The organism is Pseudomonas sp. RW409 (assembly GCF_003184125.1).
GTDB classification, from domain to species: domain Bacteria; phylum Pseudomonadota; class Gammaproteobacteria; order Pseudomonadales; family Pseudomonadaceae; genus Aquipseudomonas; species Aquipseudomonas chlororaphis_I.
The window spans coordinates 1054113-1080155 of record NZ_QHHP01000042.1 but is presented as its reverse complement, the minus strand read 5'-3'; the positions used below and the strand labels follow the sequence as shown (position 1 = coordinate 1080155).

Here is a 26043-nt window from a genome sequence, read left to right as displayed (position 1 = left end):
CGGGAACCTCGCGAGCTTATTGGCGTCCGAGGCCCGAGTAATGGGCGGAAACGATTGAGCTTCCATGGAACCACTCGTTTCACCCTTGTTTTTGTATGCCCGACCGCCGGGAATCAGGAGAGATAGATGGATTTGAATGCTGAAGTGGACAACCTGGTCAAGGCTTCCCAAGCCTGGATTCCGATGATCATGGAATACGGCAGTCGGGTACTGCTGGCCGTCATCACACTGGCCATCGGTTGGTGGCTGATCAACAGTCTGACGCAAAAAGTCGGCAAGCTGCTGGCGCTGCGTAATGCCGACCAGGCCTTGCAGGGTTTTATCAGCAGCCTGGCGAACGTCATTCTCAAGGTGCTGCTGATTGTCAGCGTGGCCTCGATGATTGGTGTCGAAACCACTTCGTTCGTTGCCGCGATCGGTGCGGCGGGCCTGGCCATCGGCCTGGCCTTGCAAGGCAGCCTGGCTAACTTCGCTGGTGGTGTGCTGATCCTGCTGTTCCGTCCTTTCCGCATCGGCGACGTGATCGAAGCCCAGGGCATCAGCGGCACGGTCGACAGCATCCAGATCTTCCACACGGTGCTGCGTACCGGCGACAACAAGACCGTCATCGTGCCTAACGGCAACCTGTCCAACGGCATCATCACCAACCACAACCGCCAGCTGACCCGCAAAGTGATCTTCGATGTCGGCGTGAACTACGAGGCTGACCTGCAAAAGGCCCGTGAGGTCCTGCTGGACCTGGCCAAGGACGAGCGCGTGCTGGCCGATCCGGAGCCAGTGGCGGTAGTTTCCATGCTGGGTGACAGCGCCATTACCCTTTCGCTGCGTGTCTGGGTGAAGACTGCCGACTACTGGGACGTGATGTTCCGCTTCAACGAGTTGTCCCGTGATCGCTTGAAGGAAGCGGGTATCGATATTCCGTTTCCACAGCGAGTGATTCGTGTGGTTCAGGAAGCGGCTGTTTGAGTCAGTAGCGGGGATATGGGTTAAAAGTCTGATCGAGTGGTCAGGCTTTTAAAGCGGTACTCGCTGGAGAATGTTTGAAACATGGTTGTAACAATAGACTGTCGATAACCGAAGATTCAGCGAGTTGCCAGCCCCAATAAAAAGGCCCATCGAATGATGGGCCTTTTTTATTACTCGCTAAGTAACCGCTATTACAAGATCGACAGTGGGTAGTCGACGATCAGGCGGAACTCGGAGATATCGCCTTCGGCCTGATCTGCGTTAGCAGTGTGCCAGGCTTGACGAGCGCGGAACGACAGGTCTTTGGCTGGGCCAGTCTGGATGACGTACTTGGCTTCCAGGTTGGTTTCGTGGTGTTTGCCATCTTCACCGTAACCGTAGTTGCGGTATGGGCTGTCAATGTCCATCTTGGTGCCGTCGATGTCCCAGCCTTTTACGTAGCGGGCCATGAAGCTCAGGCCTGGAACGCCGTATTCAGCCATCTTCAGGTCATAACGAGCCTGTACCGATTTCTCGCCTGGGCCGTTGAAGTCGGAGTATTGGATGGAGTTGGCGAGGAAGATCGAGTCGCCACCGCGGTTGTTGTCACCCACACCGATATAGTCGAACGGAGTGTCACCGTTGACCTTCTGGAAGCCCAGGGTAAGGGTGTGCGCCTTCAGGAACGAGTAGGCCGCTGCCAGCGAGTAGGTGGTGTTGCTGATATCACCAGCTTTGGCTTTGCCAGTATCGGTGGTGCGGTAGATGTTACCGTCCAGGTTGATCGACTGGTCGCCGCCCAGTGGAATGGTGTAGTTCAGGTTGGCGTAGTACTGGTTCCAGACGTCTTCCAGTTTGCCACCATAGAGCGAAGCGCTCAGTTCAGGGGTGATCGCATACTTGCCGCCGATATAGTTCATGCTGTTGGAGGTGACAGCAAGTTTGTCAGAACTGGCGTAATTAGCATGCAACTCACCGTCGCGGTTCATTTCGTCCTGGCTGGAAGCCGAGTAGAAATGACCAGCCTCGAGATCGAGACCTTCGAGTTCGCTGCTCTGCAGTTGAATACCGCTCGCAGTTTGAGGCAGCAGACGAGAACCGCCTACGGCGAACACTGGGCTGGTGGAAGGCTGCATGTCGCCGATTTTCAGCTCGGTCTTGGAGATGCGGAACTTCGCTGCCGCACCGGCTTTACCGAAGCTGTCGTGGTTATGACCTTCACTGTCGGTGCTCAGGTTGCCCGAACCGGAATAACGGTCTTCACCGTCCAGTTTGATACCCAGGTAACCGAAAGCATCAACGCCTACCCCAACAGTGCCTTGGGTATAGCCAGACTTGAAGACACCATGGAAGCCTTGGGTCCAGTCTTTGTCGTCACGGTTGTGGTAGCCGGTCTTGTTACGGTTGTAGTAGTAGTTGCGAAGCAGCAGGTCGAGCTTGCTGTCTTCAACGAAACCTTTAGCGTCGGCCTGGTTGCCAACAAAAGGTTCGGCCATAGCCACTTGCGTACCGGCTGCTGCAACTGCCAGTGCGATCATGCTCCACTTCATCACGCGCATCGTGATTTGCTCCTTTGGTTTTTAGAAGAGTACTGCCGTCCCACCTGTTTTATTATCTGGGCGGCTCTTTCTTTTTGTGTCGGCGCAAACTTATATCACGCCGACAATGTTGGCGATACTTGCGTATCAGTCCTTTCAGCTTCTTTACGACCCTGTCGCAAAATGCTCGATCAATGTCGCAAATCCGCAGTCCGCATGTATCCGGACTGACAACTTCAGCGCTGTTTTCGAAGGCTTGAACCTGGAACAAAAAGAACTTTGGTCAAGCAGTCAAATCTCCATGGGGCAGCCTTGCCACTATTGTTATTAGTCTCAGGAAAGGCCGTTTTCCGATGGCTTCTCCCTGGGACAATATGAGTGTGAATGCAACAAGCGTGCACAAAACGCGAAGGCGCCGAGTTTTTTTCGGTGATTGCCCTTCAGGCTGTAAAAACCGCATAAAACAGTGGTTTTAAGGTCGTTTTGTTTGGGCTTGACGTTCCCTGTCCTCCTGGTGTTGCTCCTTGAAAAAAACGCATGCCATTCCAAAACGTTACCGGTTCACCCTGGTGAGTGAGTAGATGGCGGATGGTCAACGCACTGAGCGTAGACGCACTGTGAGATTTTGGTGCAAAAGTTTCTTGATGCAGCTCAATAGTCATCCGGCGTCGGGCACTGGAAGAATGCGCAGGGAAGGGGCTCTTTAGCGGTTTTCTCCTTGTTTTTTATGAGCTTCGTTCTGTCATGGTGCAGCCCGCTGGAAAATGTTCCAGGCCGGGGCGCTCTGACGTGTGGCATCTGGGATGAGTGTTGAGGCGGATCTGCGCAGCAGAGCGATGAACGCAAGAGCTTTCGCAGGTATGCTGCCGTTCTGTCGCTTGGCGGGCAGCCGGTCATGGCGTTCGCTAAGCTGAAACTTGATGAGCTGAGCGGGAGTGCGCGCGGTGTTCGCTTTAGATCCACGACTTCAACAAGACACATTGCCCATTGGGGACTTCCCCCTTTGCCGGCTGCTGTTGTCCAACGATTCCAATTACCCGTGGTTCATCCTGGTACCGCGCCGGGAAGATATCAGCGAGTTGTTTCAACTGGATGACGCGGACCAGCAGCAACTATGGCGAGAAACCACAGCGCTGGCGGAGTTGCTTAAAGACTCGTTCGATGCGGACAAGTTGAATGTGGCGACTCTGGGTAATGTCGTCAGCCAGTTGCACATGCACGTTATCGTTCGCAAGCGCGACGACGCGGCCTGGCCTGCTCCGGTATGGGGCAAGCTGCCTGCCAAGCCCTATGACGCCGAACAGGTGGCCGTGATTCGTGAGCGGTTACGACTGGTCCTGACCGATGATTTCAAGTTTCTGGAGGGCTGAGTCATGAGCCTGGAAGAACGGGTAACCGATCTGGAAAGCCGATTGGCTTTTCAGGATGACACCATTCAAGCCCTGAACGATGTGCTGGTAGGGCAGCAGCGGGTGGTCGAGCGCCTGCAGTTGCAGATGGCCGCTTTGCTCAAGCGTCAGGAGGAAATGGTGGGGCAGTTCGAGTCATTCGAAGAAGAGGCTCCGCCGCCACATTACTGAGCACCGGACGGTCTGCCGTCCAGGCAATAAAAAACCGCGAGCAGCCTGGCTGCGTCGCGGTTTTTTTATGGGCGTGAATCAGCGGCGTGGCAATGCCGCAATCACGTCTTCGGCTTGCAGGCCCTTGTCACGATTCATGACGGAGAACTCCACGCGCTGGCCTTCCACCAGGACGCGGTGACCTTCGCCACGGATGGCGCGGAAATGCACGAAGATGTCATCGCCGGAGTCGCGAGAGATGAAGCCGAACCCCTTCGAAGTGTTGAACCACTTGACGGTGCCGGTATCGCGATTGCTCATGTCGTAGGTTTGCGAAGTGTTCGCCGAAGGAGACGATTTGTAGAAGCTGACGGCCAGGTGCAGAAGAACGGCAATCGCCGCGGTCACCAGGCTGAACAGCACAGCCGGTTGACCTGCGATAACCGGCATCGGTGCCAGCAGGGTCAAGGTCTGCAAGACCACCGCCAGCACCAGAAGCGCGCTGACCAGGTTTTGCAGTTGGTGACGCGGGCCTTTGTTCCAGTAGGGGATAACCGGAGCCAGTGTCAGGTTGAGCAGGCCGAAAAAGGCCAGGTAAAGAGCATCGGGTTGTTGCAGGAAGGGAACGGCTTCGGATCGCAGGCTAGGGATAAAGGACAGCAGCAAGGCTGCTGCGCCCGTTAGCAGGTGGACGATTTTCAACATTTTAATGAACTCACGTTAAGACGGATCACAAGGAAGAGCTGAGCGTGCACGGTTCGCTTCTGAACAATGGGAGGCGGTGAGCACGTGCGCGGGATCAGCCTATGCGCTGAAGCCGAGAAATAGGCAACAGCGACACGGCCTCTATTTAACAGCAAAGCCCAGGCCTTCTCAAATCAGGTGCTGTGGCCGGGTGGAGGGCGAAAGTCCTGATTGTCCTGAGGGAATACCGGACTATCGGGCAAAGCCTTGTTCTAGAGAGCCAGCATCTAAGAAATCGGGAACGGTGGCTTCTCAGGTGGGTCACAACCGGCGTGGGCTTTCTTGCAGGTACTGGTCGCCCGCTCGGGGGGGCAATCTGTCGCACGGTCTCGGGCAATCCCGGGCTGCGGGTGCAGGGTAGTCTTGCTAGAGTGGTCCGGTACCTGACCTGTTGAATTCAATGTGCTAACGGAGATAGACATGGCAATCGATATCGGTATCAGCGCAGAAGATCGCAAATCCATCGTGGAGGGGCTCTCTCGCCTGCTTTCAGATACTTATGTGCTGTATCTGAAGACCCATAATTTCCACTGGAACGTCACGGGCCCGCAGTTCCGTACGCTGCACCTGATGTTCGAAGAGCAGTACAACGAACTGGCGCTGGCGGTGGACCTGATCGCCGAGCGTATCCGCGCCCTGGGGTTCCCGGCGCCAGGCGCCTATTCCATCTACGCGCGTCTTTCTTCGATCAAGGAAGAAGAGGGCGTACCAAGCGCCGATGAGATGATCAAGCAACTGGTGGCGGGGCAGGAAGCGGTGACCCGCACTGCGCGTGGCATTTTCCCGATCATCGACAAGGTCAGCGACGAACCCACCGCGGACCTGTTGACCCAGCGGATGCAGGTGCATGAGAAAACCGCGTGGATGCTGCGCTCGCTGTTGAGCGAGCAATAATCCCGCAGACCGAATGGCGCCGTTATCGGCGCCATTTGCTTTTATGGGGCATGACTTGTCGTCCGATCATGGCGGTTCGCCCTCAGGCCCGATGGCTGGGGTATGGCAGCGGAGTGCTGGCTTCGTTTCGGCGGGCGGTGGTCTATCGGTGCCGTCATACGGCTGCACAGGGCCGATTTAATGGATATAATCCCGCCCTTTGCTATATAACCCGGGCCTCGGCACGGGTTAAGCCAGACGTTAAGTACGCCGAGACGCTCTCATGCCCATGTACGACTACCAATGTGCTTCCTGTGGTCATCAGCTGGAAGCCATTCAAAAGATCAGCGCGCCTGCGTTGGTCGATTGCCCTGCCTGCCAGGCGCCCGAGCTGAAAAAAATGCTGTCCATGCCAGGTTTCCGCCTCGGCGGTTCGGGCTGGTATGAGACCGACTTCAAGACCGGCGCCAAGAAGAACCTGGCCGGTGGCGACAAAGCTGATTAAGTTGAACGACACGCGCGAGCTCTTGCATTATCCGGTACCCCGAGGTGCGCAAGGCCTCCCATCGAATTTCGAATTACGAGAAGTGAAACCACTACCATGATGCGCAGCCATTATTGCGGCCAACTGAACGAAAGCCTGGAAGGTCAGGAAGTTACCCTTTGCGGATGGGTCCACCGTCGTCGCGACCATGGCGGGGTGATCTTCCTCGATATCCGTGATCGTGAAGGTCTGGCCCAGGTGGTGTTCGACCCGGACCGCGCTGAAACCTTTGCCGCCGCGGACCGTGTGCGCAGCGAATACGTGGTCAAGATCACCGGCAAGGTGCGCCTGCGTCCGGCCGGTGCCGGCAACGCCAACATGGCTTCGGGCATGATCGAAGTCCTGGGCTACCAGCTGGAAGTGCTGAACGAAGCGGAAACCCCGCCGTTCCCGCTCAACGAATACTCCGACGTGGGCGAAGAAACCCGCCTGCGCTATCGTTTCATCGACCTGCGCCGTCCGGAAATGGCCGAGAAGCTGCGTCTGCGCTCGCGCATGACCACCAGCATCCGTCGCTACCTGGACGAGAACGGTTTCCTCGACGTCGAAACCCCGATCCTGACCCGTGCCACCCCTGAAGGCGCGCGTGACTATCTGGTGCCGAGCCGTACCCACGCCGGCAGCTTCTTCGCTCTGCCGCAGTCGCCACAGCTGTTCAAGCAGTTGCTGATGGTCGCCGGCTTCGACCGCTACTACCAGATCGCCAAATGCTTCCGCGACGAAGACCTGCGTGCGGACCGTCAGCCTGAGTTCACTCAGATCGACATCGAAACCAGCTTCCTCGATGAAAAAGACATCATGGGCCTGACCGAAGGCATGATCCGCAACCTGTTCAAGGAAGTGCTGGATCTGGAATTCGGCGAGTTCCCGCACATGACCTTTGAAGAGGCCATGCGTCGCTACGGTTCCGACAAGCCGGACCTGCGTATCCCGCTGGAACTGGTGGACGTTGCCGACCAGCTCAAGGAAGTCGAATTCAAGGTGTTCAGCGGCCCGGCCAATGATCCGAAATGCCGTATCGCCGCCTTGCGCGTTCCTGGCGGGGCGAGCATGCCGCGCAAGCAGATCGACGACTACACCAAGTTCGTCGGCATCTACGGCGCCAAGGGCCTGGCCTACATCAAGGTCAACGAACGCGCCAATGGCGTTGACGGTCTGCAGTCTCCAATCGTCAAGAACATCCCGGAAGCCAACCTGAACGTGATCCTCGATCGCGTGGGTGCGGTCGACGGCGACATCGTGTTCTTCGGCGCCGACAAGGCCAAGATCGTCAGCGAGGCCCTGGGCGCGCTGCGGATCAAGCTCGGTCACGACCTGAACCTGCTGACCTGCGAATGGGCTCCGCTGTGGGTCGTCGACTTCCCGATGTTCGAAGAGAACGACGACGGCAGCTTCACCGCGCTGCACCACCCGTTCACCGCGCCGAAGTGCTCGCCGGAAGAGCTGGAGGCCAACCCGGCGACCGCGCTGTCCCGTGCCTACGACATGGTGCTCAACGGCACCGAGCTGGGTGGCGGTTCGATCCGTATCCATCGCAAGGAAATGCAACAGGCGGTCTTCCGTCTGCTGGGCATCGATGAAGCGGAACAGGAAGAGAAATTCGGCTTCCTGCTGGACGCCCTGAAGTACGGCGCACCGCCGCACGGCGGCCTGGCGTTCGGTCTGGACCGTCTGGTGATGCTGATGACCGGCGCCCAGTCGATCCGTGAAGTGATTGCCTTCCCGAAAACCCAGAGCGCTGCTTGCGTGATGACCCAGGCTCCTGGCCTGGTCGACGCCAAGGCGCTGCGCGAGCTGCACATCCGCCTGCGCGAACAGCCAAAGGCTGAGTAAGGCCGACCTGAAGGCGCATCTGCGGATGCGCCTTTTTCTATTGGGTCGAGATATTTGTTGCCCGCCCGCCGTTACAGGCGTTGCGGGCATTGTTTCAAAGAGAATTTGGAGCGCGTTATGGCAGGTCATTCCAAGTGGGCGAACATCAAGCACCGCAAAGAGCGTCAGGATGCCAAGAGAGGCAAGATTTTCACCAAGTGGATTCGTGAGCTGACGGTCGCCGCTCGCCAGGGCGGTGGCGAACCCGGTTCCAACCCGCGTTTGCGTCTGGCCCTGGACAAGGCCCTGGGCGCCAACATGAGCCGCGACATCATCGATCGCGCCATTGCCCGTGGCGCTGGTGCGACCGAGGCCGACAATGTCGAAGAGCTGACCTATGAGGGGTATGGCCCGGGCGGCGTGGCGGTGATGGTCGAATGCATGACCGACAACCGCAACCGTACTGCAGCGGCCGTGCGCCATGCGTTCAGCAAATGTGGCGGCAACCTGGGTACCGACGGTTCGGTGGCGTATCTGTTCGAGCGCAAGGGGCAGATTAGCTTTGCACCGGGCGTCGATGAGGACGCACTGACCGATGCGGCGTTGGAAGCCGACGCCGATGACGTGGTTGTTCACGAAGACGGCTCGATCGATGTGTTTACCTCGTTCACTGGCTTCTATGCGGTACGCAACGCACTCGAAGAGGCCGGTTTCAAGGGCGACGACGCGGAAATCGTCATGCAGCCGACCACCAGCGCCGAGCTGGACCTGGAAGGCGCCGAGAAGATCCTCAAGCTGATCGACATGCTCGAAGACCTGGACGATGTGCAGAACGTCTACTCCAACGCGGATATTCCCCAGTCGGTGGCCGAGCAACTCGGCTGATGCTGATAGCACGATAAAAGATCGCAGCCTTCGGCGGTTTCCCCCCTTTACACACAGGGTTACGCTGTACCTGTAGGGGAGCTGTCGAAGGCTGCGATTTTTTGTTTCTCCAGCTTCTCCCGGCGTTACCTTAGGCAACCGAATTTTCTCTTTGCAGGCGTTATGACTCTTATTCTTGGTATCGACCCGGGTTCGCGCATCACCGGTTACGGCGTGGTACGTGATACCGGGCGTGGCTGCGTGTACGTGGCTTCGGGCTGTATTCGCACGGGCGCCGGCGAGCTGCATGAGCGGCTGCAAATCGTCTATCGCGGGGTTCGTGAGGTCATTCAGACCTACGGTCCGGTGACCATGGGCATTGAAAAGGTGTTCATGGCGCGTAACGCCGACTCGGCCCTGAAACTGGGCCAGGCCCGTGGCGCGGCGATTGTGGCGGGGGCCGAGGAAAGCCTGGAAATCGCCGAATACACCGCCACTCAGGTCAAGCAGGCCGTGGCGGGCACCGGCGGGGCCAACAAGGAACAGGTGCAAATGATGGTCATGCACTTGCTCAAGTTGACCAGCAAGCCGCAGATCGACGCTTCGGACGCCCTGGCGATTGCCATCTGTCATGCCCACACCCGTTCCAGCCTGCTGCCCCACGGCCTGGGTACCGCACGCAGTCGTGGCGGCCGCCTGCGTCTCTGATAGCATCTGCGCAAACATTTGATGAGTGGAGCATCCCGCGCCTGTCTGCCCGGCCCGGATCTTCGCTCTGTGACCCGCCGGCCGCTGATCTGGCCTGAGCTAAGGATCTGAAACGTGATTGGACGCTTGCGCGGCACCCTGGCTGAAAAACAGCCGCCGCACCTGATTCTCGATGTAAACGGTCTGGGTTACGAGGTGGAAGTCCCCATGACCACCCTGTACCGCCTGCCGTCGGTCGGTGAACCGCTCACCCTGCACACCCATTTGGTCGTGCGTGAAGATGCCCAGTTACTCTATGGCTTTGCCAGCAAGCGCGAGCGGGACTTCTTTCGCGAACTGATTCGCCTCAATGGCGTAGGGCCGAAACTGGCGCTGGCGCTGATGTCCAGCCTGGAGGTCGACGAACTGGTGCGTTGCGTGCAAGCACAGGACACCTCGGCGCTGACCAAGGTGCCGGGGGTCGGTAAAAAGACCGCGGAGCGTCTGCTGGTCGAGCTCAAGGACCGCTTCAAGGCCTGGGAAACCGTGCCGAGCATGTTTGCCCTGGTGCCGAACCAGCCGGATGCGCCGATGCCGGTGGCCAGTGCCGAGACCGATGCGGTCAGTGCCTTGATCTCCCTGGGCTACAAGCCGCAGGAAGCCAGCAAGGCGGTTTCCGCGATCAAGGAAAAAGGCCTGAGCAGTGAAGACATGATTCGCCGCGCCCTGAAGGGAATGATTTAAGTGATAGAAGCAGATCGTCTGATCGCCGCCACGGGCCCCCGTGAGCGCGAGGAAGTCCAGGACCGTGCGATTCGCCCCGTCAGCCTGGCCGAATACATCGGCCAGCCGACGGTGCGCGAGCAAATGGAGCTGTTCATCCAGGCTGCCCGCGGGCGCAACGAGTCGTTGGACCACACCCTGATCTTCGGCCCGCCGGGGCTGGGCAAGACCACGCTGGCCAACATCATCGCCCAGGAAATGGGGGTGTCGATCAAGAGCACCTCGGGCCCGGTGCTGGAGCGCCCCGGGGACCTGGCGGCGCTGCTGACCAATCTCGAACCGAACGACGTACTGTTTATCGATGAGATCCATCGTCTGTCGCCGATCGTCGAGGAAGTGCTGTACCCGGCCATGGAAGATTTCCAGCTGGACATCATGATCGGCGAAGGGCCAGCGGCCCGTTCGATCAAGCTCGACCTGCCGCCGTTCACCCTGGTGGGGGCGACGACTCGCGCGGGCATGTTGACCAACCCGCTGCGCGATCGCTTCGGCATTGTCCAGCGCCTGGAGTTCTATAGCACCGCGGACCTGGCGACCATTGTCGGGCGTTCCGCCGGCATTCTCGGCTTGCCGCTGGACCCGGACGGCGCCTTCGAAATCGCCCGGCGCGCCCGCGGCACGCCGCGTATCGCCAACCGTTTGTTGCGTCGGGTGCGGGACTTTGCCGAGGTTCGTGCCAAGGGCCACATCACCAAGCCCATCGCCGATCTGGCGTTGAACCTGCTGGATGTCGACGAGCGTGGCTTCGACCACCAGGACCGGCGCCTGTTGTTGACCATGATCGAGAAGTTCGACGGCGGGCCGGTGGGGGTCGACAGCCTGGCGGCCGCGATCAGCGAAGAGCGGCACACCATCGAGGACGTACTCGAGCCCTATCTGATCCAGCAGGGCTATATCATGCGTACGCCGCGGGGCCGTGTGGTGACCCGGCATGCCTATCTGCACTTCGGTCTTAACATCCCGTCACGATTGGGCGAGATGCCCGTGGTAGACGAATTCCTCGATGCCGTGGACGATTAATAACCGCTTGGGCAGCGATTTATTCGCAGCCTGTGTGGTCCTAGGGGGCTGGCATTGCCGTTATTTCGCCAGAAAGGCGTTCGAGAATGAAAAACAGTTGCCTGGCCGGATTGGCAACCTGAGGAGTAAGCACTAGAGTATGCGCGCGCAAAACGGGCTTGGGTCGTTCGCACATCGTTGTCGCGTTTATTACGAAGACACCGATGCCGGCGGCATCGTGTATTACGTTAATTACCTTAAGTTTATGGAACGGGCTCGAACCGAGCGGCTACGAGATCTGGGCTTTGCCCAATCGCAGCTGGCAGGGGAGAACCTGTTGTTCGTCGTGCATTCCAGCGAAGCGCGCTACCACGCGCCGGCGCGACTGGACGACGAGCTTCTGGTAAGTGCAGAAGTCATCGAATTGAACCGGGCCAGCCTGCGCTTCAAACAGCAGGTCAGGCGAGCCACGGATAATGCACTGCTCTGCGAAGGGCAGTTTCTGGTGGCCTGTGTGCGCACCGACAATTTGAAACCCCGGGCCATTCCCGAAGCTCTACGTGCGGCCTTTGCCGACGTGAGCGGCGCGGGTACACACTCAGAGCAGGAGATAAAGCGTGGAAGCTAACGTCGTCGACCATTCCTCCATGTGGAGCTTGGTCAGCAATGCCAGCATCGTTGTGCAGTTGGTAATGCTGACCCTGGTAGCCGCATCGGTGACCTCATGGATCATGATCTTTCAGCGCAGCAACCTGCTGCGCGCCGGTCGACGCGCCCTGGAGAGCTTCGAAGAGCGCTTCTGGTCGGGCATCGACCTGTCCAAGCTGTACCGTCAGGCGGGCAGCAACCCGGACCCTGATTCCGGTGTGGAGCAGATCTTCCGTGCCGGTTTCAAAGAGTTTTCGCGCCTGCGCCAGCAATCGGGCGTTGATCCCGAGGCGGTCATGGAAGGTGTCGCGCGTGCCATGCGTGTCGCCATCTCCCGCGAAGAAGAGAAGCTCGAGCAGAGCCTGCCGTTCCTCGCCACCGTCGGTTCGGTCAGCCCGTACATCGGTCTGTTCGGTACCGTCTGGGGGATCATGAACTCCTTCCGCGGCCTGGCCAGCGCCCAGCAGGCGACCCTGGCGACCGTAGCACCGGGTATCGCCGAAGCCCTGATCGCCACCGCGATCGGCCTGTTTGCCGCGATCCCGGCCGTTATTGCCTATAACCGTTTTGCGGCCCGTGGCGAGACCCTGATCAGCCGTTACTACACCTTCGCCGACGAGTTCCAGGCGATCCTGCACCGTAAAGTGCACACCAGCGAAGAGTGAGCAGGTAAATCCCCATGGCCCGAGTTCGCCACAAACGCAAGCCGGTTGCCGAGATGAACGTGGTGCCCTACATCGACGTGATGTTGGTACTGCTGGTTATCTTCATGGTGACCGCGCCGATGCTCAATCAGGGCGTGAAAGTCGATCTGCCCAAGGTTTCCAGCGAAGCCTTGCCGCAGGACAACAACACCCAGGTCCTGACCATTTCGATCAAGGCTGACAAGACCTACTACTGGAACCTTGGCAGTGAAGTCGACACTGACAAGCAGATGGACAAGGCCATGACCTTGCCGCAGATGACCGACGCCGTGACCAAGATCATTCGCGCCGGCAATGAAGGCGGCAAGCATACCCAGGTGTTCATTCGCGGCGACAAGTCCGTTGACTACGGTGCCGTCATGGGCGCCATGGGCGGGCTGCAGAAGGCCGGCGTCGGTAACGTTGGCTTGATTACCGAGGCGCCCTGATGCAGCAACAGCGAGAGCCGTCCGCCTCGGAAAGCTACTTCTGGCCTAGCGTGTGGGCAATTGCCCTGCACGTTCTGGTGTTCGGCATGCTGTTCGTCAGTTTTGCCATGACGCCGGAGTTGCCGCCGTCCAAGCCGATCGTCCAGGCGACCCTGTATCAGCTGAAATCGAAAAGTCAGGCGACCACCCAGACCAATCAGAAGATTGCGGGAGAGGCGAAGAAATCCGCCGCGCGCCAGACCGAAGTCGAGCAGATGGAGCAGAAAAAGGTCGAGCAGGAAGCGGTCAAGGCTGCGGAACAAAAGAAAGAAGAGGCTGCTCAAAAAGCCGAGGAAGCGAAAAAGGCCGACGAAGCCAAGAAAGCGGATGAAGCGAAGAAGGCTGATGAAGCCAAGAAAGCCGACGACGCGAAGAAGGCTGCGGAAGCGAAAAAGGCTGAAGAGAAACAATTGGCTGATATAGCCAAAAAGAAAGCCGAAGAAGAAGCCAAGAAAGCCGCCGAAGAAGAGGCCAAGAAAAAGGCCGCTGAAGAGGCGAAGAAAAAGATAGTCGAAGACGCGAAGAAGAAAGCCGCGGAAGACGCCAAGAAGAAAGCTGAAGCAGACGAGGCGAAGAAGAAGGTCGCCGAGGACGCGAAGAAGAAAGCCGCCGCCGACGCAGCCAAGAAAAAGGCTCAGGAAGCAGCGCGTAAATCCGCCGAAGATAAAAAGGCCCAGGCCCTGGCTGATTTGCTTTCCGACACGCCGCAGCGTCAGCAGGCCTTGGCGGACGAGCAGGGCGACGAAGTCGCGGGCAGTTTCGACGATCTGATTCGTGCTCGTGCGGCGGAAGGCTGGGCTCGTCCTCCTTCGGCGCGCAACAACATGACTGTCGTGCTGCAAATCGGCATGTTGCCGGATGGTACGGTGACTTCCGTGTCGGTGGCCAAGTCCAGCGGCGATGGTCCGTTCGATGCCTCGGCGGTAGCTGCGGTCAAGAACATTGGACGTTTGACAGAAATGCAGGGAATGAAGCCGAGCGATTTCGCTCCGTATCGTTCATTCAAGATGACATTCACACCTGAGGATCTAGCCTTGTGAGAAACCTTCTTCGAGGATTGCTTGTCGTTATTTGCTGTATGGCAGGGATAGCGACAGCGGATGAAAAGAACATTCTGGTCACCAGTGGCAGTGACCGGGCCACGCCCATCGCCGTAGTGCCGTTCGGTTGGCAAGGGGGCAGCGTGCTGCCCGACGACATGGCTGAAATCATCGGCAACGACCTGCGCAACTCGGGTTACTACTCGCCGATTCCAAAGCAGAACATGATCAGCCTGCCGACCCAGGCCAGCGAAGTCATCTACCGTGACTGGAAGGCCCTGGGCGCCCAGTACATCATGGTCGGCAGCATTGTCCCGGCGGGCGGTCGCCTGCAGGTGCAATACGCCCTGTTCAACGTCGCCACCGAACAGCAAGTGCTGACCGGTAGCGTCTCGGGCAGCGTCGACCAGCTGCGCGACATGGCTCACTACATCTCCGACCAGTCGTTCGAGAAGCTCACCGGTATCAAGGGCGCCTTCTCGACTCGCATGCTGTATGTCACGGCAGAGCGTTTCTCCGAGAAGAACACGCGCTACACCCTGCAACGCTCCGACTATGACGGCGCGCGTGCGGTGACCCTGCTGCAATCCCGTGAGCCGATCCTGTCGCCGCGCTTCGCGCCGGACGGCAAGCGCATTGCCTATGTGTCGTTCGAACAGAAGCGTCCGCGCATCTTCGTTCAGCACATCGACACTGGCCGTCGCGAGCAGATCACCAACTTCGAAGGCCTGAACGGCGCGCCTGCCTGGTCGCCGGACGGCCAGCGCCTGGCGTTCGTGCTGTCCAAGGACGGCAACCCGGACATCTATGTGATGAACCTGGGGTCGCGTCAGATCTCGCGTGTGACCGCAGGTCCTGGCATCAACACCGAACCGTTCTGGGGCAAGGATGGTTCGACCATCTACTTCACCTCGGACCGTGGCGGCAAACCACAGATCTACAAGACCAGCGCCGGTGGTGGCGGTGCGGAACGGGTGACTTTCGTGGGCAACTACAACGCCAACCCGAAACTGTCCGCGGATGAAAAAACCCTGGTCATGATTCACCGGCAGGACGGCTTCACAAACTTCAAGGTAGCTGCCCAGGATTTGCAGCGTGGCAACGTAAAAATCCTTACCGACAGCACACTTGATGAGTCGCCTACTGTTGCGCCCAACGGCACCATGGTAATCTACGCCACCCGCCAGCAGGGCCGGGGAGTCTTGATGCTCGTGTCCATTAATGGACGCGTGAGGCTCCCGCTTCCTACCGCTCAAGGCGAAGTCAGAGAACCGTCCTGGTCCCCTTACCTGAACTGACGCGGCGCTTTACGTTTTACTTAACACACTGGGGTTCATTAGGAGTTTCACGATGGAAATGCTGAAGTTTGGTAAGTTTGCTGCGCTGGCTCTGGCCATGGCTGTAGCTGTAGGTTGCTCCTCCAAAGGCGGCGACAACGCTGGTGAAGGCGCTGTTGATCCAAACGCTGGTTACGGCGCTAACACCGGTGCAGTTGACGGCTCCCTGAGCGAAGAAGCCGCTCTGCGCGCAATCACCACCTTCTACTTCGAATACGACAGCTCGGACCTGAAGCCAGAAGCCATGCGCGCTCTGGACGTTCACGCCAAGGACCTGAAAGCAAACGGCGCTCGCGTTGTTCTGGAAGGCAACACCGACGAACGTGGTACTCGTGAGTACAACATGGCTCTGGGCGAGCGTCGTGCGAAAGCCGTTCAGCGCTACCTGGTGCTGCAAGGCGTTTCCCCAGCTCAGCTGGAACTGGTTTCCTACGGCGAAGAGCGTCCAGTTGCTACCGGCAACGACGAGCAGTCCTGGGCTCAAAACCGTCGCGTCGAACTGCGTAAGTAATTCGTCATGCGAACGTGCCGTCGTGCTCTAACTGTCTTGGCTCTCAGCCTCGCGCCGCTTTCGGTGTGGGCTGCGGTTCCTGTGGTCGATAACAACTCGGGCTATAACAATAGCGGAGGCAGTTATCCGCCAGCGGGTTATGGCACGAACGGCGCCTATGCCGGGGGAGGGGTTTCGACCCCTGTCTCGGCACAGGGCGAGCTGTTCCAGCAACTGCAGCAAATGCAGGATCAAATCGCACGGCAACAAGGTGTGATTGAAGTACTGCAAAACGATATTGCGCGCATGAAGCAGGAAAGCCTGGAGCGTTACCAGGATCTTGATCGGCGCATTGGAGCGGGCGGTGCACCTGCCGCGACTCCTGATAATTCTTCTGCCGGTGGTGATGCAAGTGCCGCCGGTGCCGCTGCCGGGGCTGCCTCGCAAGCTCCAGCGGCAAGCAGTGAACCGGGCGATCCGGCGAAGGAAAAGCTGTATTACGAGGCAGCCTTCGACCTGATCAAGGCCAAGGACTTCGACAAGGCCAGCCAGGCTTTCGCCGCGTTCCTGCGTAAATACCCGAATAGCCAGTACGCGGGTAATGCCCAGTACTGGTTGGGCGAAGTGAACCTGGCCAAAGGCGACCTGCAAGGGGCCGGCCAGGCATTCGCCAAGGTATCCCAGCTGTATCCGAAGCATGCCAAGGTGCCGGACTCGCTGTACAAGCTGGCTGACGTAGAGCGCCGCCTGGGTCACACTGACAAGGTCAAGGGCATTCTGCAGCAGGTGGTGGCCCAATATCCGGGTACTTCCGCCGCCCAGCTGGCTCAGCGCGATCTGCAACGCATGTAATCGAGTTTGAGCTGTTTGGAAGAAACCCGCGCTTGCCGCGGGTTTTTTCGTTAGAATCCATGCCCTTTTTATGAAACACGCTTCCTGGGATTACCGTGTTTGCGGGATTCCTCGAGGTGCCTGACGGAGGCGGACAGCCTGTTTAGCTGTTACGCCCGTGGCGACTATGCAAGACACATTGAGAATTACCGAAGTTTTCTACTCGTTGCAGGGTGAAACTCGGACTGCCGGCCTGCCCACGGTATTTGTGCGCCTGACCGGTTGTCCGCTGCGTTGCCAGTACTGCGACAGTGCCTATGCCTTCAGCGGCGGCACCATCCGCACCCTCGAGAGCATTCTCGAGCAGGTCGCCGGTTTCCGCCCGCGTTATGTCTGTGTGACCGGGGGCGAACCTCTGGCGCAACCTAACGCCATTCCCCTGCTCAAGCAGCTGTGTGACGCCGGTTACGAAGTCTCGCTGGAAACCAGCGGAGCCCTGGATATTTCCGCGGTCGATCCGCGGGTCAGTCGAGTGCTCGACCTGAAGACGCCGGGATCGGAAGAGGTCCAGCGCAATCGTTATGAAAACATCGAGCTGCTGACGCCGAACGACCAGGTCAAGTTTGTCATCTGTTCCCGTGAGGACTACGACTGGGCGGTTTCCAAGCTGATCCAGTATGGTCTGGAGCGGCGGGCGGGCGAGGTGCTGTTCTCGCCGAGCCATCACGACCTGAATGCGCGCGATCTGGCCGACTGGATCGTCGCGGATAACCTGCCGGTGCGCCTGCAATTGCAGCTGCATAAATATCTTTGGAATGACGAGCCGGGGCGCTGATATGACTGATCAAGCACAGAACCAAGTGGCCGCTGAAAAGCGTGCGGTAATCCTGCTGTCCGGCGGCCTGGATTCGGCCACCGTGGTGGCCATGGCCCGTGCCGAAGGTTACCGCTGCTACACCATGAGCTTCGATTACGGCCAGCGTCATCGCGCCGAGTTGCAGGCGGCCGAGCGTGTCGCTCGCGACCTGGGCGTGGTCGAGCACAAGGTGATCGGCCTCAACCTCAACGGTATCGGCGGCTCCGCGCTGACCGACAGCTCCATCGATGTGCCCGAGGCTCCGAGCGAAGGGATCCCCGTCACCTACGTGCCGGCACGTAACACCGTGTTCCTGTCCCTGGCACTGGGCTGGGCAGAAGTATTGGGCGCGCGGGACATCTTCATTGGTGTCAACGCTGTGGACTATTCGGGGTACCCGGATTGCCGTCCGGAGTTCGTCGAGGCCTTCGAGCGCATGGCCAACCTGGCGACCAAGGCCGGGGTAGAGGGGCAGGGATTCCGTATCCAGGCACCACTGCAGAACCTGAGCAAGGCCGATATCGTCAAGGCAGGCGTCAAGCTCGGGGTTGATTACGGCCTGACCGTGTCCTGCTACCAGGCCGATGATCAAGGGCGTGCCTGCGGCAAGTGCGACAGCTGCCGTCTGCGTGCAGAAGGTTTTGCCGCGGCCGGTGTCAGCGACCCAACAGCTTATTTTTGATTTTTTTCATATTTGGTGTTGAATTCTTTTTATAAATCAGTATTATACGCGCCACCACACAGCGGGTCGTTAGCTCAGTTGGTAGAGCAGTTGGCTTTTAACCAATTGGTCGTAGGTTCGAATCCCACACGACCCACCATTTTCTAGCAGTATTTAAAATCCGAAAGGCCCACGAAAGTGAGGATTTTCGGGTTTTTTTTTGCCTGCAGAAAAGAGGGGGCGGGGCTGGAAGGTGTTCAAGGTACAACAGGGGCCTCTAAGGTCTACGTACTTGTGATGGTCCTACCGCGCTTCTTTCGGCCCATACCGCCCATGGCCCTTCAAGATCTTGTGGCTTCAGCATTCTCCCCCTCATGAAGGGAGCACAGGCCACTACCCATCCATGTCGTCTCACATGCACGAACGCGTTGCGACGATGCGTGCCTGCACCAGACCCGATGCCATTCGGCCACTCAAAGGCCGCGATCGGACAGCATCCGGTTCGATACGAAAAAGCAGAATACATGCCACATGCACCTACCAACTCTGGTAGTTGCCGGTGCTCAAGAATGCCCGAATGATGATCCGGCCGCTCACTCGTCCTTATCAATGACTCAAACAACGCTCGCCGGCACGCGGGTGACAAGGTCGAGCGTTCCGGCACGACGCTCACTTCATGTCACAGGACGTTACGGGAGACAGAGTTATGTTGGATATCGGAACCTCGGATACCTTGAAGTACGATTTCGGCGGAAGGTCATACACGATCCAGATTTACAAGGACAATCAGGACGCGAAAAAGTATTACATCGTTCCGCAGCCGCAATTCGCGATCGCCACGAGCGGTCTGCCGGAATTCTCGCTGCAGCAGTTCACGAATGGCGCGGGCGTTTCCGGACAGTGCAATTTCCAGACTGTGCTGCAAACTCCGCCGGGGGCCATCGAGGCCGTGCAGCAGAAGTTCGGCAGCGACGTCCGGATCGGCGGCTGGGACTGGACTCTCGGTACCACCTGGTTCAACTACCAGTATCCCGACAAAGACGGGCAGATACACAGCTATTCGGCGGTGGCCTGGCCTTCTCTGGCGCCGACCACCGGTGATATCGGGCAGGCGAGTGCCCGTGCGTCGTTCTTGATCTCCCTGCCGGACCAGGCCGCGGTCGCGGCGTTCATCACCGCGTTCAGCAGCCCGGGTGGTGGTGGCACGTACGATGTCCAGTACCAGATGCACGTGCCGGGATCGTTACCGGGCGTGACGGTCACGATTGGATTCGACTCGAGCGTCGCCTATCAGTACGAGCAGACCATCCAGGTCGACAAAAACGTCTGGGGTTCGGAAACCAGCCGCACCGTCGAAATCAATCAGTACCTGAGCCAGTCGCAGTCCGGCACGATCGATTATATCTGGGGCAAGATCGACCCGATGTCGGCGCAGGGGCAGGCGATCACCAACTGGGCTCAGCAAACCCTGCAGAATGCCGTCACCCAGTCTGTCAACGCGACCATCGCGATGATGCAGACGAACAATCCATCAGGAAACGACTACTCCTTCAGCATGAGCCAGGTGAGTTCGTTCTCGTACACCTACTCGCAGAACACGGTGGTCGATTGGATTGCGCAGTCGTCGAGCCTGCTGCCTGCCTTCCCGGCGGATGTGTGGGATCGGGTCTACAAGGTGGTCGACTACACCCCGCTCTCGGTCGTGTTCCAGCTGACCAACGTCGACCTGATCAGCGCCGGGGTCGCCTCGGTGCAGGTTCTGGTGCAATCGCCGTCGGGCAACGACTCCGCGACCCTGACCAAGGACAACACCAGTTGGCCCTTCAAGCGCCCCGCGGTCAGCAATCCGGATGGCTCGCCCAACCTGCGCTATTCGTACAAATACATCGTTACCTACACGGACAAAACGTCGTATGAGTCGCCGACGATCCAGGGCGACGCCGCCGCCGTGGGAGGCGCGAGCGTGACATTCACTGCCGGTTCGCTCGCAGCGCTGGCCGTTACGTTCCAGACGTCGGGCATCCAGTTTGGGACCTCTGCGCAATCGGTGCGGCAAGTGCAAGTCGACTTCGTATTCGTCAATACCAACGTGGCACCCGGCCAGGCGGCAGAGGCCAAGACGCTGAACTATGTGTTCTATGCGAACGAGGAAAAGTGGCCCGTATCGTTCCTGACCGCGCTCCCTTATACGACGAACTACACCTACTCGGTGATCTACGTCATGGGCGACGGTTCGCGCGTGTCCCTCGCGCCCAGCCAGCCAACCAACCAGAACTCTGTGCAGATCGGATCCCCGCTGGCCCTGCAGCAGGTCACCCTGTATCCGGTATGGGCGCCGGGCATGGAAAACGTCTATGTATCCGCGTACTACGTCGATCCGGACAACAGCATTTCGGTGCAGGGCAATGTCTGGCAGGTCGACCAGAAAGGCGATCCGATCGACCCGTGGAAATTTCTCGCGCCGAACAACAAGAACGCCTACTGCGACGTGACGGTGCAATACGTAGACGACGGCGAAATCATCGGTTACCCGACGCCGTGGTACGTGCCGCAGCGGCAACCGATCAACGTTACCGCGAAGCAGACTCCGACCATGGTGACCATCGATCCGTCGCTGATCCAGTGGAACCTGTATGACATGGTCAAGATCGACATCTACCTGCTGAATGCGACCGGGCAACCGATCAAGCAGCACCCGTTCCAGTTCCTCAAGGGAACGGGCAGTCAGTACTACTCGTTCATGCTCGACGGGCAGGAGCCCAGCCTGACCTGGTACTACTCGGGTGCCTACTATCCGAAGGACGCAGCGCCAGTCGTCATCCAGCAGACGAAGATGACATCGGCGTTGCTCGTGCTGCCAAGGACATGGAGCGAGAGGCAGGTGCTGGCCAACGAACGGCCCTACCTCGTTCCGCAAGAGCATGCGCACGCGATCGAGGCAGCTCACCTTCGTCTGATCACGGGCGTCAACGTGGCCAGAGAGGAAGCGCTCACGAGTGTGAAATAACGTGCGCCACCGCCCGGCTTGCGCCGGGCGGACTGCAATGTCGCGGGGGCTGTTGCCCCCGCATTCCTGCACGCACTCATAGGTTCGGAGCCACCATGGCGAACATCCTCTATCGCATCGTCGGTCACGGGCTGGACGGGGATACCCCACCGCTCAGCTTGATCGTGCTGAATCTCGTTTATCTCGACACGGAGCACAATTACTGCGCGAACCACTGGTGCGCGCTCACCGCCGCGCATCCGGAGGACACGTGGCAGTTCGACCCTGGCCCTGCCACCGCCGGCGGCGTCCTGTATGAGGGCCAGCAATTCGGCCCCACCGGCGAAGCCACGCCGATTCCACTCACGGTGGCCGACGGTACGACGATCCAGGTCGGCGCCGGCATTCCCGCCACCACCGCCGTCACCGTCACACCGCTGCTGATCGACTGGACCCGGGTCGCGCGCATCGACGTGGAGCTCGCCGGTCATTCGCTGACCTTCACCACCGCCAGCGCCACCGCCCGCTGGCTGTCGCTGCCGCCCGCAGGTTACCCATGGACGGCGACCTACACGCTGAACGACGACTCGACCTGGGTGCAGTCGGGCGCCGGTTCGACGCCGCTGCTGGTGCTACCGGCGCTGCCGCCCGTCACACCGGTCACTTTCTCGCCGGTCGCGGACTACTTCGAAACGCTGCCGATCGAATCGATCGCGCTGACCGTCGCCAACCCGGGCGGGGCGCCTGGTCACAACGTCTTCAATCCGGGCCGCACACAGCCATGGTCGACCGGCATCTTCCAGACGGCGATTTCCCCGGTCGCGTGGTGGCTCGACTACCACTATCGCTATGTCGTCACGTTCAAGCCGGAGGCGGGACTCCAGCCGTTCGACTCGGGCGAGATCGACGGGCTGGGCGCGACATCGATCACGCTCGACGAGGTCGGCATTCGCGACTTCGTCCTCGACGGCCAGATGCCCGCCCTCATCCAGAGCGTCAGCGTCCGCTATGAGTTCGGCGGGAATAGCGAGAGGAGCGCGCTGCCGGTGCGCCTCGTCGCGCGCAGCGACTATACGCCGGGTTCGTTCTCCTACTGGCTCGAGTACACGATCGCCGGCAAGACGCCGGACCAGGCCGGTCAGGAGACCGGCACCGTCATCCAGCCCGGCGCGCAGCCCGCCCTCGCGTTCGTCAAGGCCGAGTCTCCGTTGCAGGAGAAGTCGGTCACGTTGACCGCGCACAGGCTCGGCGTGGGGGATCAGGTGCAGCTTGCGCTCAGCACGAGCGAATCGGGCAACCTGGGTATCCCGTCATGGACATGGGCGATCCAGGGCTTCGGTCCGGCGGGTGTCACGCTCGACCGCGTCCATCCGTCCATCACGTACCGGTACATGGTGGTCGATCCGGATTCAGCCGCGACCAGCTTCGCGGGCACGCTGCAGGTCAACGATGAGCTCACGCCGTTCGATATCCCGACAGCCGCCGTCAGCGTGGACATCACGCCTCATACGCTACCGGCGTCGGTCACGCTCGATCCATCGCGGATCGACTGGAGCGTGAACGAGCAGGTGAAGGTGACGGTAACGTTCACCAACCCGCCAGGCGACGGGCAAGACTTCACGTTCACCCGCGAAAGCGGCTACGAGTATGCAAGTAGCACGTCCGTCGACGGTGTGACGCCGATCTACGATTACCTTGCCCTTTATTACCTGGCAGACGGGACGACGCGTATCGAGTCCGCGAACAATCAGACGAGCATGCTGCTGGTTCTGCCCCCGCGCGGCACCGGGCAGGGATAGCGCGATGGCCTGGCACCCGGCACTCGAGCGCACGCTGCAGATCGCCCGGCACTTTCACGGCAACGACGCGGAGCAGGCGCGTGCGCAGCTCCTGCGCCTGCTCGACGATCGGGTCCGGGCGGCCGACGGCTTCACGGGCAGCCTGCTGACCATGAGCGGCTTCCCGGTCGAGATCGCGTTCTCCACCGCTGACGATGCGTTGCGCTATACGTTCGACCCGGCGCTGCCCGGCAGCGATCCGCGCGGCAGGGTCGATACCGCGCTCGGGCAGCTGGCGGCGCTTGGCGCCGCGCCGGTGCCCGCGTCCACCGTCGACGCGGTTCGCCGGCTCCAGGCCGGTCATCCGCTGCGCTTCGGCGCGTATGTCGGTGGGCGGCATCGCGCGGGGCAGTGTCGCACCAAGCTCTACTTCGAGGTGCCGAAGGATGCGGCGGCCGATGCCGACGCCTTCGCCGCCGAGGTGATCGGCAGGCCCAAGTCGCTTCCGGACAAGCAGCAGCACATCGAGCTGATCGGCGTGGACCCCGACTCGCAGCGCACGGAGTTCTACTCGCGAATCGAAGGCATGATCGCGCCCGACCTGGTCGCGCTGCTGGCGCGGGTGAATCTTGCGTCGCGCTACCGCGAACTCGTCGAGCTGTTGGGCGAATGCTGCGTCCTGCCGATCTGGCGCGAACTCCCGGGCGATCTGTACGGTTTCAGCTATTCGGTCTCGGCGCGTGGCGAGCCAACCGCGTTCACGCTCTACACCCACGCACGCGCGTTGTTCGGCGGCGATGGACGGACCCGTGCGCGGATCCTGGAGCTTGGCCGGCGCCACGGATGGGATCTGCGCTTCTACGCGCAATTGACGGAGCCGCTCGCCGCGCTCGACGACCCGACAACCCATCACACCATGTTTGGCATCACCCTGTACGGCGACGCCGGACTCGGCGTCACCTTTGGCGTTGCGCCGCCACTGGAGCCGACATGAGCGGCGTCCACCCGGGCGCCAGCGCAGCCGCGCTGGATGCGCTGCTCGCCGCGCAATCGCCCAGCGGTGCGTTCGGCTCCATCGTCGATCTGCCAACAGGCCCGGTCGCCGACGAGAACGGTTTCGTGACCGCGCTGGTCCTGCATGAGCTCTCGGCATGGCCCGCGACACCAGCGCTGGCCGCGGCACGCATGCGCGCACTCGACTTCCTGGCGTGCTGCGAGCGGCCGGACCGGCGCGGCGCGTTCTCGTTCTATCCGCCCGATCGACAGCCGGAGTGGATGCCCATTGCGCTGTTGCCGGACGCCGACGACACCGCACTCTTCACCCTTGCGCTGGTCGACGGCGGCCGCTGGCCGGCGCAGCAGTTGACGCTCGCCGCGCGCCGGGTGCTCGAGGCGTTTCGCCTGAGGTGGGTCGCAGCCGATGCAAGGCCCTGGTATCGCGAAGGCGTCTATCTGACCTGGCTGGATGAATTGGTCTACCCGAACATCGTCGATCTATGCGTGAACATCAACGTTGCTGCATTGCTCAAGCGTGCGGGGCCTGAGCATGCCTGCGCACTGGCCGCGATCGTCGACATGGTGGATGCCGGACTCGCGTGGGCGGGCACATCGCCGCAGCGAGCGTTCCTGCTGACGCCTTACTATCCGCATCCGGCCGAACTCGGTCATGCGATCGATCGCGCGATCCGCCTGGGTGTGACCGAGTTGCTGCCGTGCCGGGACAAGCTGCGGGACCTTGGCTGGTCGTACGCGGCCGATCCTGCCGGCTGGCCGCTCAATACCCCGGTCTGCAGTTCGGACGATGGGCGAATCGTCTGGCGTGCGCCTGTGCTCCAGCAAGCGCGGCAACTCTGTCGTCGCCCGTCAGCCATGACGGCTGCGTCATTGCCCGCAGCCACGACGCCAAGCCCTTAGTGAAGAGGGCGAGCCGTATTCCAGATCAAAGCAAGCTCGGGCAGCACGGCACGTCGCATTCTCCTCGAGCTACGCGCTCTAGCGGCGTAGTGAGCATCTGCGACACGCATAAGCGCGACTGGGGGTTGCGCAACATCGATGTGTCCGAGGGCCGCCGAATGAAAACGCATTTTTGAGGCGGTGGGCATCAAGACCGCCATGGACCTGGCCAGGGCCGACCCAGTGGCACTGCGTCACCGGTCTGCTGGCGTGGCTTACAGCGGGGTCAGGACATTCATCACGGTGTCCAGGGCTACGCGGGTGTCGTCCAGTTGCACCAGCGAGGCGTGCCGGGCGCCGAGGGCGTCGCGATTCTTGATGGCGGTCAGGATCGCCTTGTGCCGGGGCAGGCTGAGACGCTGGATGTCGGGGCGGCGGTTGGTGATGCTGATGGACTCGCGCAGCGGCAGCGACAGCATGTTGCACATGTAGGCGAGCAAGTCGTTGCGGGTGGCGTCGGCGATCGCCCGGTGAAAATCCAGGTCGGCCTGCAAGAGCTCCTCGTGGGTCTTGGCCGTCTCCATGGACTGGTAGGCTTTCTCGATCACCGCGATGTCCGGGTCGGTCGCGGTGGTGGCGGCCATGGCGGCGATTTCCGGCTCGAGGATGCGGCGCACGCCGGCCAGGGTGTTGAAGAACTCGCTGTGAGGCGTCGACTGCATCAACCAGGACAGCACGTCCGGGTCCAGCAAGTGCCATTTCGCCCGTGGCCGCACCACGGCGCCGACCCGTGGCTTGGAGTACACCAGGCCCTTGGCACTGAGCACCCGGGTGGCTTCGCGCAGCACCGAGCGGCTGACCTGGTATTCCTCACACAGCGTTGCCTCCAAGGGCAATCTATCTTCCGGCTTGAAGCGTCCGGAGACGATGTGCATGCCCAGATCCTGAACGATCCGGGCATGCATGCTCTTACGGGGTTTGGAAGGCTGGTGATCCATAACAGG

At 60.2% G+C, this 26043-nt stretch carries 26 protein-coding genes, 1 tRNA gene and 1 pseudogene; 25 read left to right on the top strand and 3 right to left on the bottom strand.

The window, feature by feature from the left end; genetic code table 11:
• The first annotated feature begins 126 nt into the window (after nucleotides 1–126).
• Complete coding sequence (locus DK261_RS32015) at nucleotides 127–966, top strand: mechanosensitive ion channel family protein (RefSeq protein ID WP_009050475.1); 840 nt, start codon at nucleotides 127–129, stop codon at nucleotides 964–966.
• Between the two features lie 191 nt (nucleotides 967–1157).
• Here the strand turns inward: DK261_RS32015 and DK261_RS32010 are convergent, their stop codons facing one another.
• Complete coding sequence (locus DK261_RS32010; protein WP_009050474.1) at nucleotides 1158–2504, bottom strand: OprD family porin; 1347 nt, start codon at nucleotides 2502–2504, stop codon at nucleotides 1158–1160.
• Between the two features lie 923 nt (nucleotides 2505–3427).
• Between DK261_RS32010 and DK261_RS32000 the strand changes: the two genes are divergently transcribed.
• Both DK261_RS32000 and DK261_RS31995 read left to right on the top strand, forming a co-directional pair.
• Nucleotides 3428–3853 carry an HIT domain-containing protein gene (locus DK261_RS32000; protein ID WP_009050473.1) on the top strand — a complete coding sequence of 142 codons (426 nt, stop codon included), beginning with the start codon at nucleotides 3428–3430 and terminating at the stop codon, nucleotides 3851–3853.
• 3 nt (nucleotides 3854–3856) lie between these two features.
• Complete coding sequence (locus tag DK261_RS31995; RefSeq protein ID WP_009050472.1) at nucleotides 3857–4063, top strand: SlyX family protein; 207 nt, start codon at nucleotides 3857–3859, stop codon at nucleotides 4061–4063.
• Between the two features lie 78 nt (nucleotides 4064–4141).
• Here the strand turns inward: DK261_RS31995 and DK261_RS33780 are convergent, their stop codons facing one another.
• Entirely contained in the window at nucleotides 4142–4747 is a 606-nt protein-coding gene (locus DK261_RS33780) for a cold-shock protein (protein ID WP_009050471.1), read from the bottom strand.
• 459 nt (nucleotides 4748–5206) lie between these two features.
• On the opposite strand from DK261_RS33780, the gene DK261_RS31985 reads away from it, so the two are divergent.
• The 22 genes and pseudogenes from DK261_RS31985 to DK261_RS33740 all read left to right on the top strand — a co-directional run.
• Entirely contained in the window at nucleotides 5207–5680 is a 474-nt protein-coding gene (locus DK261_RS31985; protein ID WP_009045289.1) for a Dps family protein, read from the top strand.
• Nucleotides 5681–5942: 262 nt separating this feature from the next.
• Complete coding sequence (locus tag DK261_RS31980; RefSeq protein ID WP_110177431.1) at nucleotides 5943–6164, top strand: FmdB family zinc ribbon protein; 222 nt, start codon at nucleotides 5943–5945, stop codon at nucleotides 6162–6164.
• 96 nt (nucleotides 6165–6260) lie between these two features.
• A complete protein-coding gene (gene aspS / locus DK261_RS31975) occupies nucleotides 6261–8036 on the top strand; it encodes an aspartate--tRNA ligase (protein ID WP_009050470.1) in 1776 nt (591 codons plus the stop codon).
• 117 nt (nucleotides 8037–8153) lie between these two features.
• Nucleotides 8154–8900 carry a YebC/PmpR family DNA-binding transcriptional regulator gene (locus DK261_RS31970; protein WP_007931120.1) on the top strand — a complete coding sequence of 249 codons (747 nt, stop codon included), beginning with the start codon at nucleotides 8154–8156 and terminating at the stop codon, nucleotides 8898–8900.
• A gap of 162 nt (nucleotides 8901–9062) precedes the next feature.
• Nucleotides 9063–9587, top strand: a complete 525-nt coding sequence (gene ruvC / locus DK261_RS31965; protein ID WP_007931118.1) for a crossover junction endodeoxyribonuclease RuvC — start codon at nucleotides 9063–9065, stop codon at nucleotides 9585–9587.
• Between the two features lie 114 nt (nucleotides 9588–9701).
• Nucleotides 9702–10310, top strand: a complete 609-nt coding sequence (gene ruvA, locus DK261_RS31960) for a Holliday junction branch migration protein RuvA (protein WP_009050469.1) — start codon at nucleotides 9702–9704, stop codon at nucleotides 10308–10310.
• The gene (gene ruvB / locus DK261_RS31955) at nucleotides 10311–11369 is read left to right on the top strand and encodes a Holliday junction branch migration DNA helicase RuvB (protein WP_009050468.1); all 1059 of its coding nucleotides are present in this window, start codon (nucleotides 10311–10313) and stop codon (nucleotides 11367–11369) included. It begins immediately after the preceding gene.
• A gap of 139 nt (nucleotides 11370–11508) precedes the next feature.
• Nucleotides 11509–11976, top strand: a complete 468-nt coding sequence (gene ybgC / locus DK261_RS31950) for a tol-pal system-associated acyl-CoA thioesterase (protein ID WP_009050467.1) — start codon at nucleotides 11509–11511, stop codon at nucleotides 11974–11976.
• Entirely contained in the window at nucleotides 11966–12661 is a 696-nt protein-coding gene (gene tolQ / locus DK261_RS31945) for a protein TolQ (protein ID WP_007931111.1), read from the top strand. The genes ybgC and tolQ overlap by 11 nt, the downstream gene beginning before the upstream one ends.
• A 14-nt stretch (nucleotides 12662–12675) precedes the next feature.
• Nucleotides 12676–13128 carry a protein TolR gene (gene tolR / locus DK261_RS31940; protein WP_007931110.1) on the top strand — a complete coding sequence of 151 codons (453 nt, stop codon included), beginning with the start codon at nucleotides 12676–12678 and terminating at the stop codon, nucleotides 13126–13128.
• The gene (gene tolA / locus DK261_RS31935) at nucleotides 13128–14207 is read left to right on the top strand and encodes a cell envelope integrity protein TolA (protein WP_007931108.1); all 1080 of its coding nucleotides are present in this window, start codon (nucleotides 13128–13130) and stop codon (nucleotides 14205–14207) included. Before tolR ends, tolA begins: the two co-directional genes overlap by 1 nt.
• Before the next feature lie 38 nt (nucleotides 14208–14245).
• Nucleotides 14246–15505: a Tol-Pal system beta propeller repeat protein TolB gene (gene tolB / locus DK261_RS31930; protein ID WP_007931107.1), complete on the top strand. Its 1260-nt coding sequence runs from the start codon at nucleotides 14246–14248 to the stop codon at nucleotides 15503–15505.
• Nucleotides 15506–15557: 52 nt separating this feature from the next.
• Entirely contained in the window at nucleotides 15558–16055 is a 498-nt protein-coding gene (gene pal / locus DK261_RS31925; RefSeq protein ID WP_003178634.1) for a peptidoglycan-associated lipoprotein Pal, read from the top strand.
• Between the two features lie 6 nt (nucleotides 16056–16061).
• Nucleotides 16062–16886 carry a tol-pal system protein YbgF gene (ybgF, locus tag DK261_RS31920; protein WP_007931106.1) on the top strand — a complete coding sequence of 275 codons (825 nt, stop codon included), beginning with the start codon at nucleotides 16062–16064 and terminating at the stop codon, nucleotides 16884–16886.
• A gap of 166 nt (nucleotides 16887–17052) precedes the next feature.
• Nucleotides 17053–17700 (top strand): 7-carboxy-7-deazaguanine synthase QueE, encoded by a 648-nt coding sequence (gene queE, locus DK261_RS31915; RefSeq protein WP_009050465.1) that lies wholly within the window; start codon nucleotides 17053–17055, stop codon nucleotides 17698–17700.
• A 1-nt stretch (nucleotide 17701) separates the two neighbouring features.
• A complete protein-coding gene (gene queC, locus DK261_RS31910) occupies nucleotides 17702–18403 on the top strand; it encodes a 7-cyano-7-deazaguanine synthase QueC (RefSeq protein WP_053269774.1) in 702 nt (233 codons plus the stop codon).
• Between the two features lie 63 nt (nucleotides 18404–18466).
• Nucleotides 18467–18542, top strand: a tRNA-Lys gene (locus tag DK261_RS31905).
• 546 nt (nucleotides 18543–19088) lie between these two features.
• Entirely contained in the window at nucleotides 19089–21389 is a 2301-nt protein-coding gene (locus tag DK261_RS31900; RefSeq protein ID WP_016703390.1) for a hypothetical protein, read from the top strand.
• Nucleotides 21390–21484: 95 nt separating this feature from the next.
• Nucleotides 21485–23167 (top strand): hypothetical protein, encoded by a 1683-nt coding sequence (locus DK261_RS31895; protein WP_016703391.1) that lies wholly within the window; start codon nucleotides 21485–21487, stop codon nucleotides 23165–23167.
• Nucleotides 23168–23171: 4 nt separating this feature from the next.
• On the top strand, nucleotides 23172–24140 hold the full coding sequence (locus DK261_RS31890; protein WP_028683230.1) for a hypothetical protein: 969 nt from the start codon (nucleotides 23172–23174) through the stop codon (nucleotides 24138–24140).
• Nucleotides 24137–25060, top strand: a complete 924-nt coding sequence (locus tag DK261_RS31885; protein WP_028683229.1) for a hypothetical protein — start codon at nucleotides 24137–24139, stop codon at nucleotides 25058–25060. Before DK261_RS31890 ends, DK261_RS31885 begins: the two co-directional genes overlap by 4 nt.
• An 80-nt stretch (nucleotides 25061–25140) precedes the next feature.
• Nucleotides 25141–25300 (top strand): annotated as a pseudogene (locus DK261_RS33740) (DNA polymerase V subunit UmuC); the annotation flags it as partial.
• 14 nt (nucleotides 25301–25314) lie between these two features.
• On the opposite strand, the gene DK261_RS31875 reads toward DK261_RS33740, so the two are convergent.
• Entirely contained in the window at nucleotides 25315–26037 is a 723-nt protein-coding gene (locus tag DK261_RS31875) for a FadR/GntR family transcriptional regulator (protein ID WP_009050459.1), read from the bottom strand.
• Between the last annotated feature and the right edge of the window lie 6 nt (nucleotides 26038–26043).

What these genes read in the sequence shown, in the direction of transcription:
- DK261_RS32010 (WP_009050474.1), bottom strand. Translation starts at nt 2,504, where the DNA reads ATGCGCGTGATGAAGTGGAGCATGATCGCACTGGCAGTTGCAGCAGCC.
- DK261_RS31985 (WP_009045289.1), top strand. Translation starts at nt 5,207, where the DNA reads ATGGCAATCGATATCGGTATCAGCGCAGAAGATCGCAAATCCATCGTG.
- ruvC (WP_007931118.1), top strand. Translation starts at nt 9,063, where the DNA reads ATGACTCTTATTCTTGGTATCGACCCGGGTTCGCGCATCACCGGTTAC.
- DK261_RS31970 (WP_007931120.1), top strand. Translation starts at nt 8,154, where the DNA reads ATGGCAGGTCATTCCAAGTGGGCGAACATCAAGCACCGCAAAGAGCGT.
- DK261_RS31885 (WP_028683229.1), top strand. Translation starts at nt 24,137, where the DNA reads ATGAGCGGCGTCCACCCGGGCGCCAGCGCAGCCGCGCTGGATGCGCTG.
- DK261_RS31900 (WP_016703390.1), top strand. Translation starts at nt 19,089, where the DNA reads ATGTTGGATATCGGAACCTCGGATACCTTGAAGTACGATTTCGGCGGA.
- tolA (WP_007931108.1), top strand. Translation starts at nt 13,128, where the DNA reads ATGCAGCAACAGCGAGAGCCGTCCGCCTCGGAAAGCTACTTCTGGCCT.
- DK261_RS33780 (WP_009050471.1), bottom strand. Translation starts at nt 4,747, where the DNA reads ATGTTGAAAATCGTCCACCTGCTAACGGGCGCAGCAGCCTTGCTGCTG.
- DK261_RS32015 (WP_009050475.1), top strand. Translation starts at nt 127, where the DNA reads ATGGATTTGAATGCTGAAGTGGACAACCTGGTCAAGGCTTCCCAAGCC.
- ybgC (WP_009050467.1), top strand. Translation starts at nt 11,509, where the DNA reads ATGCGCGCGCAAAACGGGCTTGGGTCGTTCGCACATCGTTGTCGCGTT.
- pal (WP_003178634.1), top strand. Translation starts at nt 15,558, where the DNA reads ATGGAAATGCTGAAGTTTGGTAAGTTTGCTGCGCTGGCTCTGGCCATG.
- aspS (WP_009050470.1), top strand. Translation starts at nt 6,261, where the DNA reads ATGATGCGCAGCCATTATTGCGGCCAACTGAACGAAAGCCTGGAAGGT.
- DK261_RS31890 (WP_028683230.1), top strand. Translation starts at nt 23,172, where the DNA reads ATGGCCTGGCACCCGGCACTCGAGCGCACGCTGCAGATCGCCCGGCAC.
- tolR (WP_007931110.1), top strand. Translation starts at nt 12,676, where the DNA reads ATGGCCCGAGTTCGCCACAAACGCAAGCCGGTTGCCGAGATGAACGTG.
- DK261_RS31980 (WP_110177431.1), top strand. Translation starts at nt 5,943, where the DNA reads ATGCCCATGTACGACTACCAATGTGCTTCCTGTGGTCATCAGCTGGAA.
- DK261_RS31995 (WP_009050472.1), top strand. Translation starts at nt 3,857, where the DNA reads ATGAGCCTGGAAGAACGGGTAACCGATCTGGAAAGCCGATTGGCTTTT.
- ybgF (WP_007931106.1), top strand. Translation starts at nt 16,062, where the DNA reads ATGCGAACGTGCCGTCGTGCTCTAACTGTCTTGGCTCTCAGCCTCGCG.
- queE (WP_009050465.1), top strand. Translation starts at nt 17,053, where the DNA reads ATGCAAGACACATTGAGAATTACCGAAGTTTTCTACTCGTTGCAGGGT.
- tolB (WP_007931107.1), top strand. Translation starts at nt 14,246, where the DNA reads ATGGCAGGGATAGCGACAGCGGATGAAAAGAACATTCTGGTCACCAGT.
- DK261_RS31895 (WP_016703391.1), top strand. Translation starts at nt 21,485, where the DNA reads ATGGCGAACATCCTCTATCGCATCGTCGGTCACGGGCTGGACGGGGAT.
- DK261_RS31875 (WP_009050459.1), bottom strand. Translation starts at nt 26,037, where the DNA reads ATGGATCACCAGCCTTCCAAACCCCGTAAGAGCATGCATGCCCGGATC.
- queC (WP_053269774.1), top strand. Translation starts at nt 17,702, where the DNA reads ATGACTGATCAAGCACAGAACCAAGTGGCCGCTGAAAAGCGTGCGGTA.